Genomic DNA, 13,855 nt, shown 5'->3' with positions numbered 1-13,855 from the left:
TTTGTTAACCAGAATCACCGGCGTTAACTACCCGCGATAAATGCTGAGAGGTAGAAAACCCGATGGCCGGGCATTGTGCCTGATCCATTCGGTGAATGAAACGCTGTTTTTTACCTCAATGGCGTAAGTATAGTCAATCTCTGTTTACAAAATCGCCAGAACAGGTTCATTCACTTCAGGATTTACCCTTCTTTGACCTCAGCTTACGAGGACAGTTTCCCTTGCAGGCCAAAATGTCTGGCCCCGTTCCGCCATCTGCAATAATTCGTCACACGGTGTAAAGCGTGGACCATATTGCGAAGCCAGACGTTGCAGGATAGCAACCACTTCACCCGCGCCGAGCGTATCCATGTAACGGAACGGGCCGCCAAGGAACGGCGGGAAACCAATGCCAAATACCGCGCCAATGTCGCCATCGCGCGCGCTTTTGATTACCTGTTCACCGAAGCAGCGCGCCGCTTCATTGAGCATCATCATCACGCAGCGTTCAGCGCACTGAACGGCGGACAGTTTTCCCTGACCGGTGGTCGAAATAAGCCCATAAACCGAAGGGTCGACCTGTTTCTTGCTTTTACGCCCTTTCGCGCCGTAAAGATAGAAACCGCGTTCATTTTTTCTGCCTTTGCGATCGTCCTTCAAAATTGCAGAAACAATGTTTGCAGGCGGGCTAAAACGATCGCCATAAGCCGCCTCCAGTACAGGTATAATTTTAGTGCCGGTGTCTATTCCCACCTCATCCAAAAGTTGGATTGGGCCCACGGGGAAACCAAACTTTACCAGCGCCTCGTCGACATGCTCGATCTTCTCGCCTTCCGTCAGCAGCCGCATGGCTTCATTAATATACGGCGCCAGAATACGGTTGACGTAGAAGCCGGCTTTGTCGGCGACCACGATCGGCGTTTTACCCTGCTTCTTCGCAAGTTTGACTACCGTGGCGATGGTTTGCGGGCTGGTGGTCGCGTGTGGAATAACTTCCACCAGCGGCATTTTTTCTACCGGGCTAAAGAAGTGCAGTCCGATCACCTGCTCCGGACGCGCGGCTTTTGCCGCGATATCGCCAATCGGTAATGACGACGTGTTAGAAGCAAAAATGGTGTGCGGGGCGCAATGCTGCTCAACGTCTGCCACCATCTGCTGCTTAAGCGCCAGATCCTCAAACACGGCTTCAATCACCAGATCGCGGTGCGCAAAACCGCTGTAATCCGTTGTGCCGGAGATCATCGCCAGGGTTTTATCACGCTCGCTTGCCTTGATATGGCGGCGCTTGACCTTTTGATCAAGGTTCTGCCAGCTGTACTGCAGCGCGTGGTTGATTCCCTTAGGATTAATGTCTTTGATGCGTACAGGCAATTTGCCTTTGCTTGCGGTAACAAAAGCGATACCGCCGCCCATAAGCCCCCCACCCAGCACGCCAATGGCACGCAGCGGCGCAGGCGATGCCTCGCTTCCCGGGTCTTTTTTCACCTCAGTGCTGGCGAAGAAGATGCTGCGCAGCGCCTGTGACTGCGGCGTCATCGCCAGTTCGCCAAAGGCTTTGGCCTCCGCGGCATAGCCGCTGCTGCTGCCCTGCGACAGCCCGGTTTCGATCACGTCCAGGATCCGCTTTGCTGCCGGGTAATTGCCTTTGGTCTTTTGTTCGGTCTTTTTGCCCACCATGTTGAACAGGAGCGTTCTGCCCAGCGGGCCGGCCAGCACGCGCTCGCGAACCGGCAGAGGACGTCTTGCCTGAAGCCCTTTTAGCGCAAGCTCAACGGCGGCCTCCAGCAAAATGGACTGCGGCACGACGTCATCGACCAGACCGGCTTTCAGCGCCTGACGGGCACGCAGCTGTTTACCGGTTAAGATCATCTCCAGCGCCGTGCTGACGCCCACCAGGCGCGGCAGACGTTGCGTTCCGCCGGAGCCAGGCAGCAGCCCCAACTGCACTTCCGGCAGGCCCAGAATGGTTTTCGGATCGTCGGTACATATACGGCTATGGCAGGCCAGCGCCAGCTCCAGCCCACCGCCCAGACACGCCCCGTGGATCGCGGCGATAACCGGGATTGGCAGGCTGTTGATCTCCGCCATCACCTGCTGGCCCTGACGCGCCAGCTCTTCGGCCTCCAGCGCGCTTTGCGCCCGGGCGATCATGTTGATATCCGCCCCGGCTATAAAGTTGTCGGGTTTGGCAGAGATAAACACCAGACCGCGAATGGCTTTGTTGTCGCGGATCTGCTTTAGCATCGCGCGCACCTGAACGCCAAATTCGGCCTTCAGGGTATTCATCTTTTCATCAGGCACATCAATAGTGATAACGGCCACGTTATCGAGGCGAACCGTCAGATTAAATGCAGATGGCATATCCATTATTCAGCCTCCAGAACCATTGCTGCGCCAAGGCCGCCCGCCGCACAGGCGGTTACAAGGCCAAACCCGCCGCCACGGCGACGGAGTTCATGTAATGTTTGCGTGATCATTCGCGCGCCGGTGGCGGCAAACGGATGACCGTAGGCGATAGAGCCGCCCAGCACGTTGAATTTACTCTGATCCACTTCGCCTGTGGCATGGGCGCGGCCCAGCACATCGCGTGCGAAACGCTCGCTTGCCATCTGCTGGACGTTTGCCAGGGTTTGTGCGGCAAACGCTTCGTGCATATCAATCAGGGTTAAATCAGCCAGCGTCAGCCCCGCGCGATCCAGCGCCAGCGGCGTGGACCACGCCGGACCTAACAGCATGTCCTGCCAGACGTCAATGGCGGTGAAGGCATAGCTGCGTAAATAGCCCAGGGGAGTAATGCCCAGCTCCTTCGCACGGGATTCCGTCATCAGGATCACGGCGGCAGCCCCGTCCGTCAGCGGCGTACTGTTCGCCGCCGTCACGGTGCCGTGCTTGCGGTCAAACGCCGGGCGCAGTTTGGCGTAATCCGCCAACGTTGAGGTGCCGCGAATATTGTTATCTTCCGCAAGCGGTTCGCGATAGGGCGGAATGTAGGCGGTCATGACCTCGTCGGTCAGCTTGCCTTCCGACCAGGCTTTTGCCGCAAGCTGATGCGAGCGATGCGCCAGCGCATCCTGCTGTTCACGGGTAATGCCGTAGGTTTTCGCCATCTGCTCGGCGGTATCGCCCATGCGCAGGCCGGTGGAATATTCCGCTACGGCAGGGGGAACAGGCATCAGATCGCGCAGACTTAAACGCGAGAAGAGTTTGAGCTTCTGACCCGTCGTGCGGGCTTTGTTGGCATCGACCAGGATACGCGCCAGCTTTTTACTGACCCCAATCGGCAGTACCGAAGAGGAGTCCGCTCCACCCGCTATCCCGGCGCGAATGGTACCCGCCATCAGACTTTCGGCGACGTTCGCCACGGCCTGGAAACTGGTTGCGCAGGCGCGGCTGACGCTGTAGGCGTCGGTATGAACATTCATCCCGGTACCGAGGACGATTTCCCGCGCGATGTTGGGGGCTTCAGGCATCTGCACGACCTGGCCAAAAACCAGCTGTTCGATGACCTCCGGCGGAATTTCGCTGCGAGCCAGCATCTCCCCCACTACCATTTTCCCCAAGTCGACGGCCGGTATGCCATGGAACGCCGTTGCCTGACGCGCAAATGGCGTGCGCAATCCACTGACGATGGCAATGCGATCGCCCTGACGGGTAATAAGCGGTAATGCCTGACTCATAACACTCCCCTGTAAAAAAATTTTCGCAAACGCAAAGTGGTCTGACCTGATAATAGTCTTAACCATTTTTTTACATTCAGCCAATCGGGGAAACGAAAAAATGCGAGCTAAAACACAGAGAAGAAAAAGAAAATGCCCCTGCTTGGCAGGGGCATTTGTGCGGTATGTTGCCGGGTGCGCAAGGTAAAAGCAAAACGGTAACCCGTAGGTTACCGTATTTAATGTTTGCGCCCTCTCCCGTGGGAGAGGGTCGGGGTGAGGGCATCAGGCCGCAGAAATTAACGCAGACCCAGCTGGAAAATCAGCGTTTCTGCTTCGCAGGCGAAAACAAAGTCGATGTCCAGCTTCACGCCGCCTTCCACTTCGGTAAAGGTCGACTTGATTTCACACGGATCGGATTCAACATCACGCGCACGCTTGCTCAGCGCGGCCAGGGTCTCTTCCGCTTCGGCGCGGTTGGTGAACACACGGCTGTAAGACGCGGTGCAATCGGTGTTGTCCATGATGGTCCCAACATCCATACAGCAGCAAACCGGGGTTTCATCAGCACTGCATTTACTCATAGCTCAATTTCCTCTGTATTCGCGCAACGCGCGAGATAAACACGATGCTGCTATTTTACGCCCCGGCTCGGGCTCTCTCCAGCCGTTAATGGCGCAAAATCGGATAAGTGACCAATATCACACTAAAAAATGATCTAAAACAAAAATCACCCTTTTGGGTGAGTCGCGGTGGTCACAATTTTGCCAACCAGATCTCGTTTCACGAAACATGTTTGAAAATATTAATAAACAAACTTGCAACATTCAGGCTGGTCGGACCTATACTCTGGCCACTGGTCTGATTTGTCTGTCATACCTCAGACCCTACACTTCGCGCTCCTGTTACGGTATGTAACAATTATTGAATAAAAATAACTCAATGAGGTTATGGTCATGAGCCAGAAAACCCTGTTCAACAAGACTGCGCTGGCAGTCGCAGTGGCACTCGTCTCCACTTCCGCATGGTCAGCGGGCTTTCAGTTAAACGAATTTTCTTCCTCTGGCCTTGGCCGCGCGTATTCGGGGGAAGGTGCGATTGCGGATGATGCGGGTAACGCGAGTCGTAACCCTGCATTGATCATGATGTTTGATCGTCCGACCTTCTCTGCCGGTGCGATTTTCGTTGATCCGGGCGTTGATATTACGGGCCGTTCACCTACCGGTGCCAGTCTGAATTCAGATAACATCGCGCCAACGGCGTGGGTGCCAAACCTGCACTTCGTCGCGCCAATCAATGACCAGTTTGGCTGGGGTGCCTCCGTGACCTCTAACTACGGTTTAGCGACCGAGTTTAGTGATAACTATGCCGCAGGGGCGTTTGGCGGTAAAACCGACCTGGAAACTCTGAACCTCAACCTGAGTGGTGCTTACCGTCTGGATAACCACTGGAGCTTTGGCGTTGGCTTTGATGCTGTGTATGCCAAAGCGAAAATCGAACGTTACGCGGGTGACCTGGGCAAAGTCGTTGCTGGCTCAGGTGCACTGCCGCCTGCTCTGGCGCGTCAAGTTGCGGGCATCCCGGCAGACACTCAGATCGCTTATCTGAAGGGTGATGAGTGGGGCTTTGGCTGGAACGCTGGCATCCTGTATGAACTTGATAAAAACAACCGTTACGGATTTACCTATCGTTCCGAAGTTAAAATCGATTTCGATGGCGATTATAAGAGTAGCCTGCCTTCTGCCTATAACCAAATCCTCGGCAACTTCGGCTTGCCGATGGGTACCAACGGCAGCACCACTGGCGGTTCTCTGAGCCTGCACCTGCCGGAAATGTGGGAACTGTCAGGTTATAACAAAGTGGCACCGCAGTGGGCAATTCACTATAGCCTAACCTATACCAGCTGGAGCCAGTTCCAGGAACTGAAAGCAACCAACAGCAAGGGCGACACGCTCTTCTATAAAGATGAAAGCTTCAGAGACGCTTACCGCATCGCGCTGGGGACCACCTACTATATGGATGATAACTGGACGTTCCGTACCGGTATTGCCTTCGATGACAGCCCGGTACCTGCCGACAAGCGTTCCATCTCTATTCCGGATCAGGACCGTTTCTGGCTGAGCGCAGGTGCTACTTATGCCTTCAACAAGGATGCCTCAATTGACGCCGGTATCTCTTATATGCACGGTCAAAAAGTTTCCTTCAAAGAAGGCCCGTATGAGTTCTCTTCCGAAGGTAAAGCCTGGCTGTATGGTATGAACTTCAACTACGCGTTCTAATCACGCAGGAATTGAAAAAGGTGAGCATTGCTCACCTTTTTTATTTACTCCGAATCGATATCTTTTAGTTCGTTTTCGATAGCCTTCGCGTTTGGATTTTCTTCCGGCTTCAGCTTACCGCCGTTGGCAATAAAGTCATGATTCTGGAAGTACGCTTCACGCACCATAATGTACGGGTCAGAAGACTGGCGCAGCAGACCGTCAGAGTCGAGCAGTTGTGCACGGGTTTCAATCCCTTCCACCGTCCATTTACCTACCGACAGCGGCCAGGTCAGCCACGACAGAACCGGATACAGCGTATCGACCATATCACCGCCATCATCACGCACGGTGAAGCTGCCATAGAACGGCAGATGAACGTAAGGGCCGTAGCCGACGCCATAATGCCCCAGCGTACTACCAAAACGGTGCGGCTGTTCACGCTGCAGTTTCGGGTTCGCCATGCCAGCGACGTCAATAAAGCCGCCCATCCCCAGAATGGAGTTCAGGAAGAAGCGGGTAAAGTGCACCATCCCCTGATACGGGTCGCCCTGCAGGAAGTAGTTCACCATTACCGCAGGCTCTTCGAGGTTACTGGTAAAGTTACTTAACCCGTTACGCGCGGGTTGTGGAACATAATCGCGCCATGCCACTGCCACCGGGCGAACCACATACGGGTCCAGCACGTTGTAGTTGAAGCTATACATGGAGCGGTTAAATCCTTCGAGAGGATCGGAGCGTCCCGTTTGCTCCCCGGAGCTGGCGCAGCCCACAAGCATCGTCGCGCCCAGCGCAAGCGCCGACAGCCGAAGTTTCATAAATATCTCCCTGTTCAGTATGGCTATCGTTGATTGCCATCCGTAACGGAGCCGTTGACGCTCCGTCTGTAAACGTGCAAGCGATTGTAACAGCACGTTTACCGATGTCTATGAGCACAATTACGGGCAGTAACCACCGTGACTCTGATCTCAGCATAGCCTGGCTTTTGGAATTCGTTTCGCTGGCAATTTTATAATGTCTTTGAAAGAGATGTATCACCTTTGTTGTCATTGCCGCCAATTTAAGAGCATCCCCACAGGCATTCCGACAAAAGCCGCTACGCTTAACAGAAAGATCAACCTCCGGGAGCAGATATGAAAGAAGTGGGCGAAGAAAAGATTGGCGAGAGCAATGAGGAAATTGAAATTGAAAGCGAGGAGAAAGCGCGCGGCGAGAAAATAGAAATTGATGAAGATCGCCTGCCTTCCCGCGCGATGGCCATCCACGAGCATATCCGCCAGGACGGTGAAAAAGAGATGGAGCGCGATGCCATGGCCCTCTTCTGGTCAGCTATCGCCGCAGGGCTCTCAATGGGCGCATCTCTGCTCGCCAAAGGGATATTTCATGTTCAGCTGGAAGGTGTGCCCGGCGGATTTTTACTGGAGAACCTCGGCTATACCTTCGGCTTTGTGATTGTCATCATGGCCCGCCAGCAGTTGTTTACCGAGAACACGGTGACCGCCGTTCTGCCGGTAATGCAAAACCCTACTCTCGGCAACTTCGGTTTATTGATGCGTCTGTGGAGCGTCGTCCTGCTGGGTAATATCATCGGCACAGGCATCGCGGCCTGGGCGTTTGAATACATGCCGATCTTTGATGAACCCACCCGGGACGCGTTTGTAAAAATCGGCATGGATGTGATGAAAAACACGCCGGTGGAGATGTTCTCGAATGCCATCATCTCCGGCTGGATCATCGCCACAATGGTCTGGATGTTTCCTTCAGCAGGGAGCGCCAAAATTGTGGTGATTATATTGATGACCTGGCTGATTGCGCTGGCTGATACCACGCATATCGTGGTCGGTACCGTTGAAATACTGTATCTGGTCTTTAACGGTACGCTTCACTGGAGCGATTTTTTCTGGCCGTTCGCCCTACCGACGCTGGCGGGTAACATCTGCGGCGGAACGTTTATCTTCGCGCTGTTAAGCCATGCCCAAATCCGTAACGACATGTCGAACAAACGCAAAGCTGAGCTTAAGGCACGGGAAAATGATGATAAATCGACAAAAAAATCGTCCTGAATGGTGACTCTTTGAGCAGTCAGGCGGCGATGCGCTTAACGCATAGTGTAAATAAGGCTATACTCGTGCCGCCTCGTCCCCTTAGTTAAATGGATATAACGAGCCCCTCCTAAGGGCTAGTTGCAGGTTCGATTCCTGCAGGGGACACTTTGACCTCCACGCGTTGTTGAACACATTCGCCTGTCCACCGCAGAATTCACTGCGAAGAAGAATCCCGTTTTATTTGAGCGTAACGCGTTGCCAGCTGTTTAAGACGCAACTCCAGCTGGGTCTTTTCGGCTTCAGGAAGCACACCTCCTGCTGGATGCTGTGACAGGCGTCGGAGTTGTTCTTCAGCCGGTATTGTTTGGTTAAATGACTGTATAGTCGAAAAAACCACCGATTTAAGCTCACTCACCGTGATATATTTTCCCTTTTGCTCATCCAGACTACTCAGCCGATGGCTCAGTTGCTGAAGCTTCATCATTCCCTGATACCAGCTGTTCAGGGCCTCAGCAGGCAACGCTGCCGCGTTAAATTTTTGCTGCCACTGCACGGCAAGCGGCTTTGCCTCCTCCGGCCGCACCGTCTGGAGTTGCGCTAACAGCTCAAGGCTGTAGGAAATATTCCAGTCAGGGGGCAGCTTATCCAGTCGGGCAAGCTGCTGCTGCGTTTCTCTAATAAACGTGGACGGTAAAGTGCCTCGCTGTGCTAACGCCTCTTGCTGAGCAGGTGTAAGTACTTCAGGTAACGGCGCCAGCGAGGCAACAGCCTGAGTCGTTAAGGGATCGGGTCTGGACAGAAAGCCCCCTCCCCACGCCACGGCGACGCAGACCACCAGCATAGAACACATCCCGGCGACAAAGGGCTTCCATGGTCTGACCGCCCCGTGCGCTGTCGTAAGCCCCTCTGCATCAGGCTGATTTTCCTGCTGCACAACATAGACCCATTTCACGTCGTCAACCGGCTCTGCCCTTTCCTGAGGTATTTCGCAACCGGGCATCATGCGTGCATTCTGATCTGATGCGTCATTACTGCTTTCCAGCCGTTCAGCATTCGAACGTATCATTGTTCGTAACGTATCGAACTGGCTTAGGTGTTTCAGTTCAAGGCGCTGGAGCACCGCACTCAGGCGGGTAAGCAACGCTTCAGTGCTATAAAGCTCGCTAAGATGGCTGTTGTTGAGTGGAAGTATACGCATACGCTGCTGCAGTCGCTGGCTCAGGCCGGTAAGGATTTCCAGACGAGTATGTAGCGTCTTCGGCCAGAAAACGTCCCATTGATGGCTAATCAGGGCCTCCAGAATCGCCAGCCCTTCGTTCAGGCCAGCCAATCCAGACAGGTGAGTCCGGGCAAGGGTGTACCAGGCCGCAGTCTGCAACTCCACACCGTTTTGTTCAAACAGAGAGAGACAGCGTTTTTCGACATATTGCCAGTTTACATCCGGGCGAGCAGGATGCGTCAGCTTGCTGAGTTCATCGCGGAGAGCAGCGTAATCTGGCAGCGTGCGCGGGTCGCCGCCGGTTTTTAACGTTATATGTGTGGTCATCCTGGAGGGCCTACATATCCGTGTGGATAATTTCGTCAGTTGATGTGAGGGGCTATTTTGCGTTTAAAAGTGCAATGACTCAGAAATATCGCTATGGCAGCAGCGCTAAAATCAGACCGAAAAACACACCTTCATCCCATCGTTGTCCGGACCGGGATGAGGTATCAGGGGGAGTAAAGATCCAGCCATTTGCGTTCCCCACCCGCATGAACAGGCGTCCTTGAGAAATCACCTTGTCCCCGGAACAGAAAGTCACCTCGACACAACCGGCGACGCCCTGTCCATACAGAAAGATCGGCATAAATTTGACTGCCCGGCTGTCATAGCGCAAAACGATACCGGAAATCTCAAAAGCCCCGCCCTCCACCAGCAGATCCGGAACGGATACTGTCAGTGGCTCCACATTCAGTCCCGTATCCGTCAGCCACGCGTCCATTTGCTCCTGAAGCTGGGCCATTCGCTGGCGAAACTCTGCAATATCAGCCTGACTCTTGCTGATGGCAGGAACAGGTGCAGGTTGGCGTGCCTGCAACTTCTTCAGGAACTGTAATTTTACAGACATGATGTTATCGGACCTTATATATGAAGAGTGGTGTCGAGATACTGCTGTTGCCTGAGATGCCTTAACAGGACCCGTCCTTCGGGCATAAATTCAGTCCCGTAGCGCACCAGGCCAATCCCTTTAAGTTCAGCGTCAATAGCATAGCGCAGTTCGCCGGGGACGTTCTGTTCCAGCAGGACAACGGTTATTTTTTTCAGGCGGGGTTCATATTTGAGCAGGACGGCAGACAATGTGCCCATCAGCTCATGGGCCGTTCCCGGCATGCCCTGCAGGATTTTGGTCATATCCGGCAGGCCGTAGTCAGGCAGATGCGCCAGCGTGCCGGCACGACAGTTGAGGATACGCTGCATGTTATCCAGTACCGAGAGGATGACCTGGTTCTGCTCGCTGACCTGATGCAGGTCGAGGCCGCCGGTGAAGTTGCCATAAAGTGTTTCATACAGTGAAGGACGGGATGACTCACTCATCTTTCAGCGCCTGCAGAGTCAGTCGATTGTTGCCCGCTTCAATCACCCGGGCCTTATCCGGATCAAGCTCATCGCGGCTCAATACTACACGCCAGGTGTTGTTTTCCTGGTCCGGTGACATAAACATCCCGGCCACTGCCACGTACTGCGCATCTTTTTCCATTGACATATCAACCGTGACCGCCCCCCCCGGCTGCAACCTTATATCTTTCTCCGCCACGAGGTCTGCCTTGACGGCCTGGCTGTCGTCTTTAAACAATGACGGGTAGTCCGTGCTGTCAAAAGTTTTGCGGTCTTTAAGCTGATAAATACGCACCACTGTCGACAGAGCGACACCTCCAGCATTGCTGTTCACGGCTTCACGGGCACGAATATCGAGATGCAGAATCTTCACCTGCTTATAAAAAATCGATTTAGTCACGGCGACAGTGCCGTCCGTAACACTCTGAGTAAGTCCACAGCCAGCCAGCATCAGCGTAATGCCTACAGCCAGCGTAACCAGAGGAAATTTACCAGCGGTAATCGCCATCTTCATCAGTCTCCCTGTGGTGAATATTTTCCTGTACGCGCTCGTAGCGGCCAAGATTGATGGTTATTATTTTTGGGTGTGATGTGGTCTTAGCCGCATTCAGCGGTCGCATCACGGCAGTGCGGCCTAGTTGCACTGCACCCGCTTTGGGTTGAGTGCTCATTGTCGCGTCCGGCAGCAGCCTACGGTCGACACACAGCTGCAGGCGGACATCCAGGCGAGAGCCAAGATAGACGTGCAATAGCGCCATCAGATCCGTGTAAAGCTCCCCGCCGGGCAACCAACTCTGCACCTCCACAGGGTCTGTGGTGGTCAGACGCATCAGTACCTGGCTGTTCACATCGGTGGCATAACTGCCCATCACCGGGCGATGCGTCAGTGTGACAGGCTGGCTAACGCTCATTTTCAAAGATTTCTTCAGCGGTATCCGACGCCTGTCGTGGTGCCAGATTTTTGCCTGCGTATTGGGTGCCAGAAGACGCACCAGTGAAGCCATGCCTTCCGCAGTACGTCCTGGCAACAACATCACCGGCAGCAGCGCCAGAAAGCGTGAAGCAGGCGCCGCTATGCTGTCTGTACAGCCGTCAATCCCAAGCCCGGCCAACCCCAGCAGATACTGTGAAGTTTTGTCCTTACCGCCTTCTTCAAACGTTGCCGGATACGAATATTTACGCCAGATACGGTAGTACTGAGCAATCAACCGGTGGTTGAAGATATCAAGGAAGTCCGCGTTAGCTTCGTACCCTTCCCGTCGCTGAGCGATGTCATCGATATAATGCGTCGGCAGCGGAGACTCCACGCCGTAGAGCCCCATAAAGGTGGTACGGATCGTGGGTGGAAGGTGCGGATGTTCCGGTAGCTCTGCCCCTTTGATTTCAGAGGCCGGGAACCCCATCCCCGAATGGGGTCGGAAGCGTACCGGCTCATGTCGCACCTGCCAGGTACTGCCGGTGACCGGTTTATCCGGCTGGCTCTGCTCCAGTAGCTGACAGAAACGGTAAAAATTCATGTACGGCAGCCGGTCGCACAGCTGCGCTATCAGCCTGGCAGACGCGGACTGTGATTCTCTTTCCACCGGATGCATTTTCCTTCTGGCTGAACAATGAGGGTAAGCTGGTTGAACTGGTTCATATCGGCATACAACGCAAAGAATCGGTTGAGCATTTCACCGAACAGGTGAATATCACCCTCACTGGTGAAGCCGTTGCTGTCGAGGGTTACTTCGATATCCAGCCCCCGCAGCAGGTAGCCCTGTTCAAAGCGTTGAAGGCGATGGTGCTCAACATGCTGAATCGCCTCCAGACGCCGGGTGTTCATTTCATCTTCCTGCCAGTTATACAGGGCAAGCGTGCCGCGCAGCACTTCGGCGGTACTCATCATGTTTAGGAAACCGGATCCCAGGTGGCTCAGAACCCGCCAGTGGAAGCGGTCTTCAGAAGGCGGATAGACTGGCAGCGTTGGTTTGCAGAGGTTACGTACTGAAAGTTGCGTACTCACCACCTGCTCACAACGGTCAAGCAGTGTGCTCTGTAGCGCACGGCGCGGCAACTGACCGTTGGTGCCGGTGATTTGCAGCGACACGGCCTCACGCTCAAACAGGCGGTCATCTTCCCACTGGTGCCCGCCAAGGATAAGCCAGGTGTCATAGAGCCCGGTCACGCTGCGCTTAACGTGGGTGTGGTAATAACGGGGGGGAGCATAACGGCGCATCATACCGCCCTTGTGCCTGAAGCTGCTAAACGGAACATACTCCGCGTCATTGGTGCGGTTTGAGCCAGTGACTGAATCCACCGAATAAATCTCTGTATGTCCGTCCTGCAGACGTTTTGGACGCAGCAGATATTCGCTTTCAAGCCCGGTAATGGTCAGCGGGTCAGCCTCCAGCGTAAACAGGTTAATCACCGGCACGCAGTGGAGGCGAACCGCATCATCAGTGACCGGCAGGTCAGATGGCCATGGCGTACTGAATACCACTTCAATATCAAAATACTCGGCCCCTGCTGGCGGCGTGATGCCCTCCAGGCCGTTAAGGTGGACAAACATAAACTTGTCGCGGAAGGTGAAATACTCCAGCAGAAGCTGGTAGCCGCTGAACGCGGTATCGCCTTTCGGCCACAGGCAGTCTTCGTCACGAAAGCCGCCCGGTGAGAAATATCCTTCAAGCCGGATACGGTCAGTTTGACCAGGCAGGCGCATATAGAGTGCGGCCTGCCGTTTGGTCAGCATAAGGTGCAGCTGGCTGCTGACCGGTGCATCCGCCCCGAGATAGAGGCTCAGGTCACTGAGGTCCGCATGGGACCAGTCCGCCTGTGTGCTGCAGGCAAAGCGCATTCGCAGTAACGAGCGCCCGTCCGGCTCAGTGGTCATGGTCACCCGAGAGATATTCAGCGGGTTGAGCATCACATCGCGGGTGGTGCGGTAACGGCAGACCGTGTTGTTCGGCCCCACCGGGCGGGAGTACACTTCCAGCCCCGCGGGAATCACCTCTGCCATCTTAACGGTCTGAAGCCCAGGCGTGAACGCGACCACCGAGAGTGACGGGATGGTCCGCAGGTAATGCGGCCAGAGCATACTGACCAGTCCTTCAGTCAGCTCCGGCAGATCGTCGTCAATCTTTTCGCGAAGCCGCCCCATAGAGAAAGCAAAGCCTTCAAACAGGCGCTCTACATACGGATCGGGTGTGCCGGCTTTATCCAGGTCCAGCATGGCTGCACGGTCCGGATGGGTCTGGGCAAATTCTTTAGCCGCTTCACGGAGGTAGCGCATTTCCGCGTCGTAATAACGCAGGGTCAAATCTTCCATTTCTTTCTGCT

12 protein-coding genes and 1 tRNA gene are annotated in these 13,855 nt (G+C 54.6%); 3 read left to right on the top strand and 10 right to left on the bottom strand.

Translation table 11 applies throughout. The annotated features are described in order from the left end of the window. Positions 1 to 198: 198 nt before the first annotated feature. From fadJ to ACMGGE_RS01060, 3 genes are all read right to left on the bottom strand, one after another. Positions 199 to 2,346: a fatty acid oxidation complex subunit alpha FadJ gene (gene fadJ / locus ACMGGE_RS01070; protein WP_420293263.1), complete on the bottom strand. Its 2,148-nt coding sequence runs from the start codon at positions 2,344 to 2,346 to the stop codon at positions 199 to 201. Then, positions 2,346 to 3,656 carry an acetyl-CoA C-acyltransferase FadI gene (gene fadI / locus ACMGGE_RS01065; RefSeq protein WP_420293262.1) on the bottom strand — a complete coding sequence of 437 codons (1,311 nt, stop codon included), beginning with the start codon at positions 3,654 to 3,656 and terminating at the stop codon, positions 2,346 to 2,348. The genes fadJ and fadI overlap by 1 nt, the downstream gene beginning before the upstream one ends. Before the next feature lie 278 nt (positions 3,657 to 3,934). Continuing rightward, entirely contained in the window at positions 3,935 to 4,219 is a 285-nt protein-coding gene (locus tag ACMGGE_RS01060; protein WP_023336445.1) for a YfcZ/YiiS family protein, read from the bottom strand. Between the two features lie 372 nt (positions 4,220 to 4,591). Between ACMGGE_RS01060 and fadL the strand changes: the two genes are divergently transcribed. After that, positions 4,592 to 5,914 (top strand): long-chain fatty acid transporter FadL, encoded by a 1,323-nt coding sequence (gene fadL, locus ACMGGE_RS01055; RefSeq protein WP_048224283.1) that lies wholly within the window; start codon positions 4,592 to 4,594, stop codon positions 5,912 to 5,914. A 44-nt stretch (positions 5,915 to 5,958) separates the two neighbouring features. Here fadL and mlaA read toward each other — a convergent pair whose 3' ends face one another. Next, positions 5,959 to 6,711 carry a phospholipid-binding lipoprotein MlaA gene (gene mlaA, locus ACMGGE_RS01050; protein WP_023336447.1) on the bottom strand — a complete coding sequence of 251 codons (753 nt, stop codon included), beginning with the start codon at positions 6,709 to 6,711 and terminating at the stop codon, positions 5,959 to 5,961. Positions 6,712 to 7,026: 315 nt separating this feature from the next. Here mlaA and ACMGGE_RS01045 point away from each other — a divergent pair, with 315 nt between their 5' ends. Both ACMGGE_RS01045 and ACMGGE_RS01040 read left to right on the top strand, forming a co-directional pair. Continuing rightward, positions 7,027 to 7,956: a formate/nitrite transporter family protein gene (locus ACMGGE_RS01045; protein ID WP_045908749.1), complete on the top strand. Its 930-nt coding sequence runs from the start codon at positions 7,027 to 7,029 to the stop codon at positions 7,954 to 7,956. A 75-nt stretch (positions 7,957 to 8,031) separates the two neighbouring features. Beyond that, positions 8,032 to 8,103: transfer RNA gene (locus tag ACMGGE_RS01040), tRNA-Arg, on the top strand. 49 nt (positions 8,104 to 8,152) lie between these two features. Here ACMGGE_RS01040 and ACMGGE_RS01035 read toward each other — a convergent pair. The 6 genes from ACMGGE_RS01035 to tssF form a co-directional block, all read right to left on the bottom strand. Next, on the bottom strand, positions 8,153 to 9,484 hold the full coding sequence (locus tag ACMGGE_RS01035; RefSeq protein WP_325819058.1) for a VasL domain-containing protein: 1,332 nt from the start codon (positions 9,482 to 9,484) through the stop codon (positions 8,153 to 8,155). A 91-nt stretch (positions 9,485 to 9,575) separates the two neighbouring features. Further along, positions 9,576 to 10,046: a hypothetical protein gene (locus tag ACMGGE_RS01030; RefSeq protein ID WP_048029650.1), complete on the bottom strand. Its 471-nt coding sequence runs from the start codon at positions 10,044 to 10,046 to the stop codon at positions 9,576 to 9,578. 14 nt (positions 10,047 to 10,060) lie between these two features. Further along, entirely contained in the window at positions 10,061 to 10,513 is a 453-nt protein-coding gene (tssE, locus tag ACMGGE_RS01025) for a type VI secretion system baseplate subunit TssE (RefSeq protein ID WP_420293261.1), read from the bottom strand. After that, complete coding sequence (tssJ, locus tag ACMGGE_RS01020; protein ID WP_420294164.1) at positions 10,506 to 11,042, bottom strand: type VI secretion system lipoprotein TssJ; 537 nt, start codon at positions 11,040 to 11,042, stop codon at positions 10,506 to 10,508. Before tssJ ends, tssE begins: the two co-directional genes overlap by 8 nt. Further along, positions 11,023 to 12,126, bottom strand: a complete 1,104-nt coding sequence (gene tssG / locus ACMGGE_RS01015; protein ID WP_420293260.1) for a type VI secretion system baseplate subunit TssG — start codon at positions 12,124 to 12,126, stop codon at positions 11,023 to 11,025. Before tssG ends, tssJ begins: the two co-directional genes overlap by 20 nt. Next, a complete protein-coding gene (gene tssF / locus ACMGGE_RS01010; protein ID WP_048224320.1) occupies positions 12,081 to 13,844 on the bottom strand; it encodes a type VI secretion system baseplate subunit TssF in 1,764 nt (587 codons plus the stop codon). Before tssF ends, tssG begins: the two co-directional genes overlap by 46 nt. Positions 13,845 to 13,855: the final 11 nt, after the last annotated feature.

Source organism: Enterobacter sp. BNK-22 (assembly GCF_048684805.1).
GTDB classification, from domain to species: Bacteria; Pseudomonadota; Gammaproteobacteria; order Enterobacterales; family Enterobacteriaceae; genus Enterobacter; species Enterobacter quasiroggenkampii.
Note: the sequence above shows the minus strand (reverse complement) of the source record. Positions and strands in the feature narration are given on the sequence as shown.

Excerpts from the sequence above, each read along its gene's own strand:
- fadI (WP_420293262.1), bottom strand. The coding sequence starts at position 3,656 with ATGAGTCAGGCATTACCGCTTATTACCCGTCAGGGCGATCGCATTGCC.
- ACMGGE_RS01035 (WP_325819058.1), bottom strand. The coding sequence starts at position 9,484 with ATGACCACACATATAACGTTAAAAACCGGCGGCGACCCGCGCACGCTG.
- tssE (WP_420293261.1), bottom strand. The coding sequence starts at position 10,513 with ATGAGTGAGTCATCCCGTCCTTCACTGTATGAAACACTTTATGGCAAC.
- fadL (WP_048224283.1), top strand. The coding sequence starts at position 4,592 with ATGAGCCAGAAAACCCTGTTCAACAAGACTGCGCTGGCAGTCGCAGTG.
- mlaA (WP_023336447.1), bottom strand. The coding sequence starts at position 6,711 with ATGAAACTTCGGCTGTCGGCGCTTGCGCTGGGCGCGACGATGCTTGTG.
- tssG (WP_420293260.1), bottom strand. The coding sequence starts at position 12,126 with ATGCATCCGGTGGAAAGAGAATCACAGTCCGCGTCTGCCAGGCTGATA.
- tssF (WP_048224320.1), bottom strand. The coding sequence starts at position 13,844 with ATGGAAGATTTGACCCTGCGTTATTACGACGCGGAAATGCGCTACCTC.
- tssJ (WP_420294164.1), bottom strand. The coding sequence starts at position 11,042 with ATGGCGATTACCGCTGGTAAATTTCCTCTGGTTACGCTGGCTGTAGGC.
- ACMGGE_RS01030 (WP_048029650.1), bottom strand. The coding sequence starts at position 10,046 with ATGTCTGTAAAATTACAGTTCCTGAAGAAGTTGCAGGCACGCCAACCT.
- fadJ (WP_420293263.1), bottom strand. The coding sequence starts at position 2,346 with ATGGATATGCCATCTGCATTTAATCTGACGGTTCGCCTCGATAACGTG.
- ACMGGE_RS01060 (WP_023336445.1), bottom strand. The coding sequence starts at position 4,219 with ATGAGTAAATGCAGTGCTGATGAAACCCCGGTTTGCTGCTGTATGGAT.
- ACMGGE_RS01045 (WP_045908749.1), top strand. The coding sequence starts at position 7,027 with ATGAAAGAAGTGGGCGAAGAAAAGATTGGCGAGAGCAATGAGGAAATT.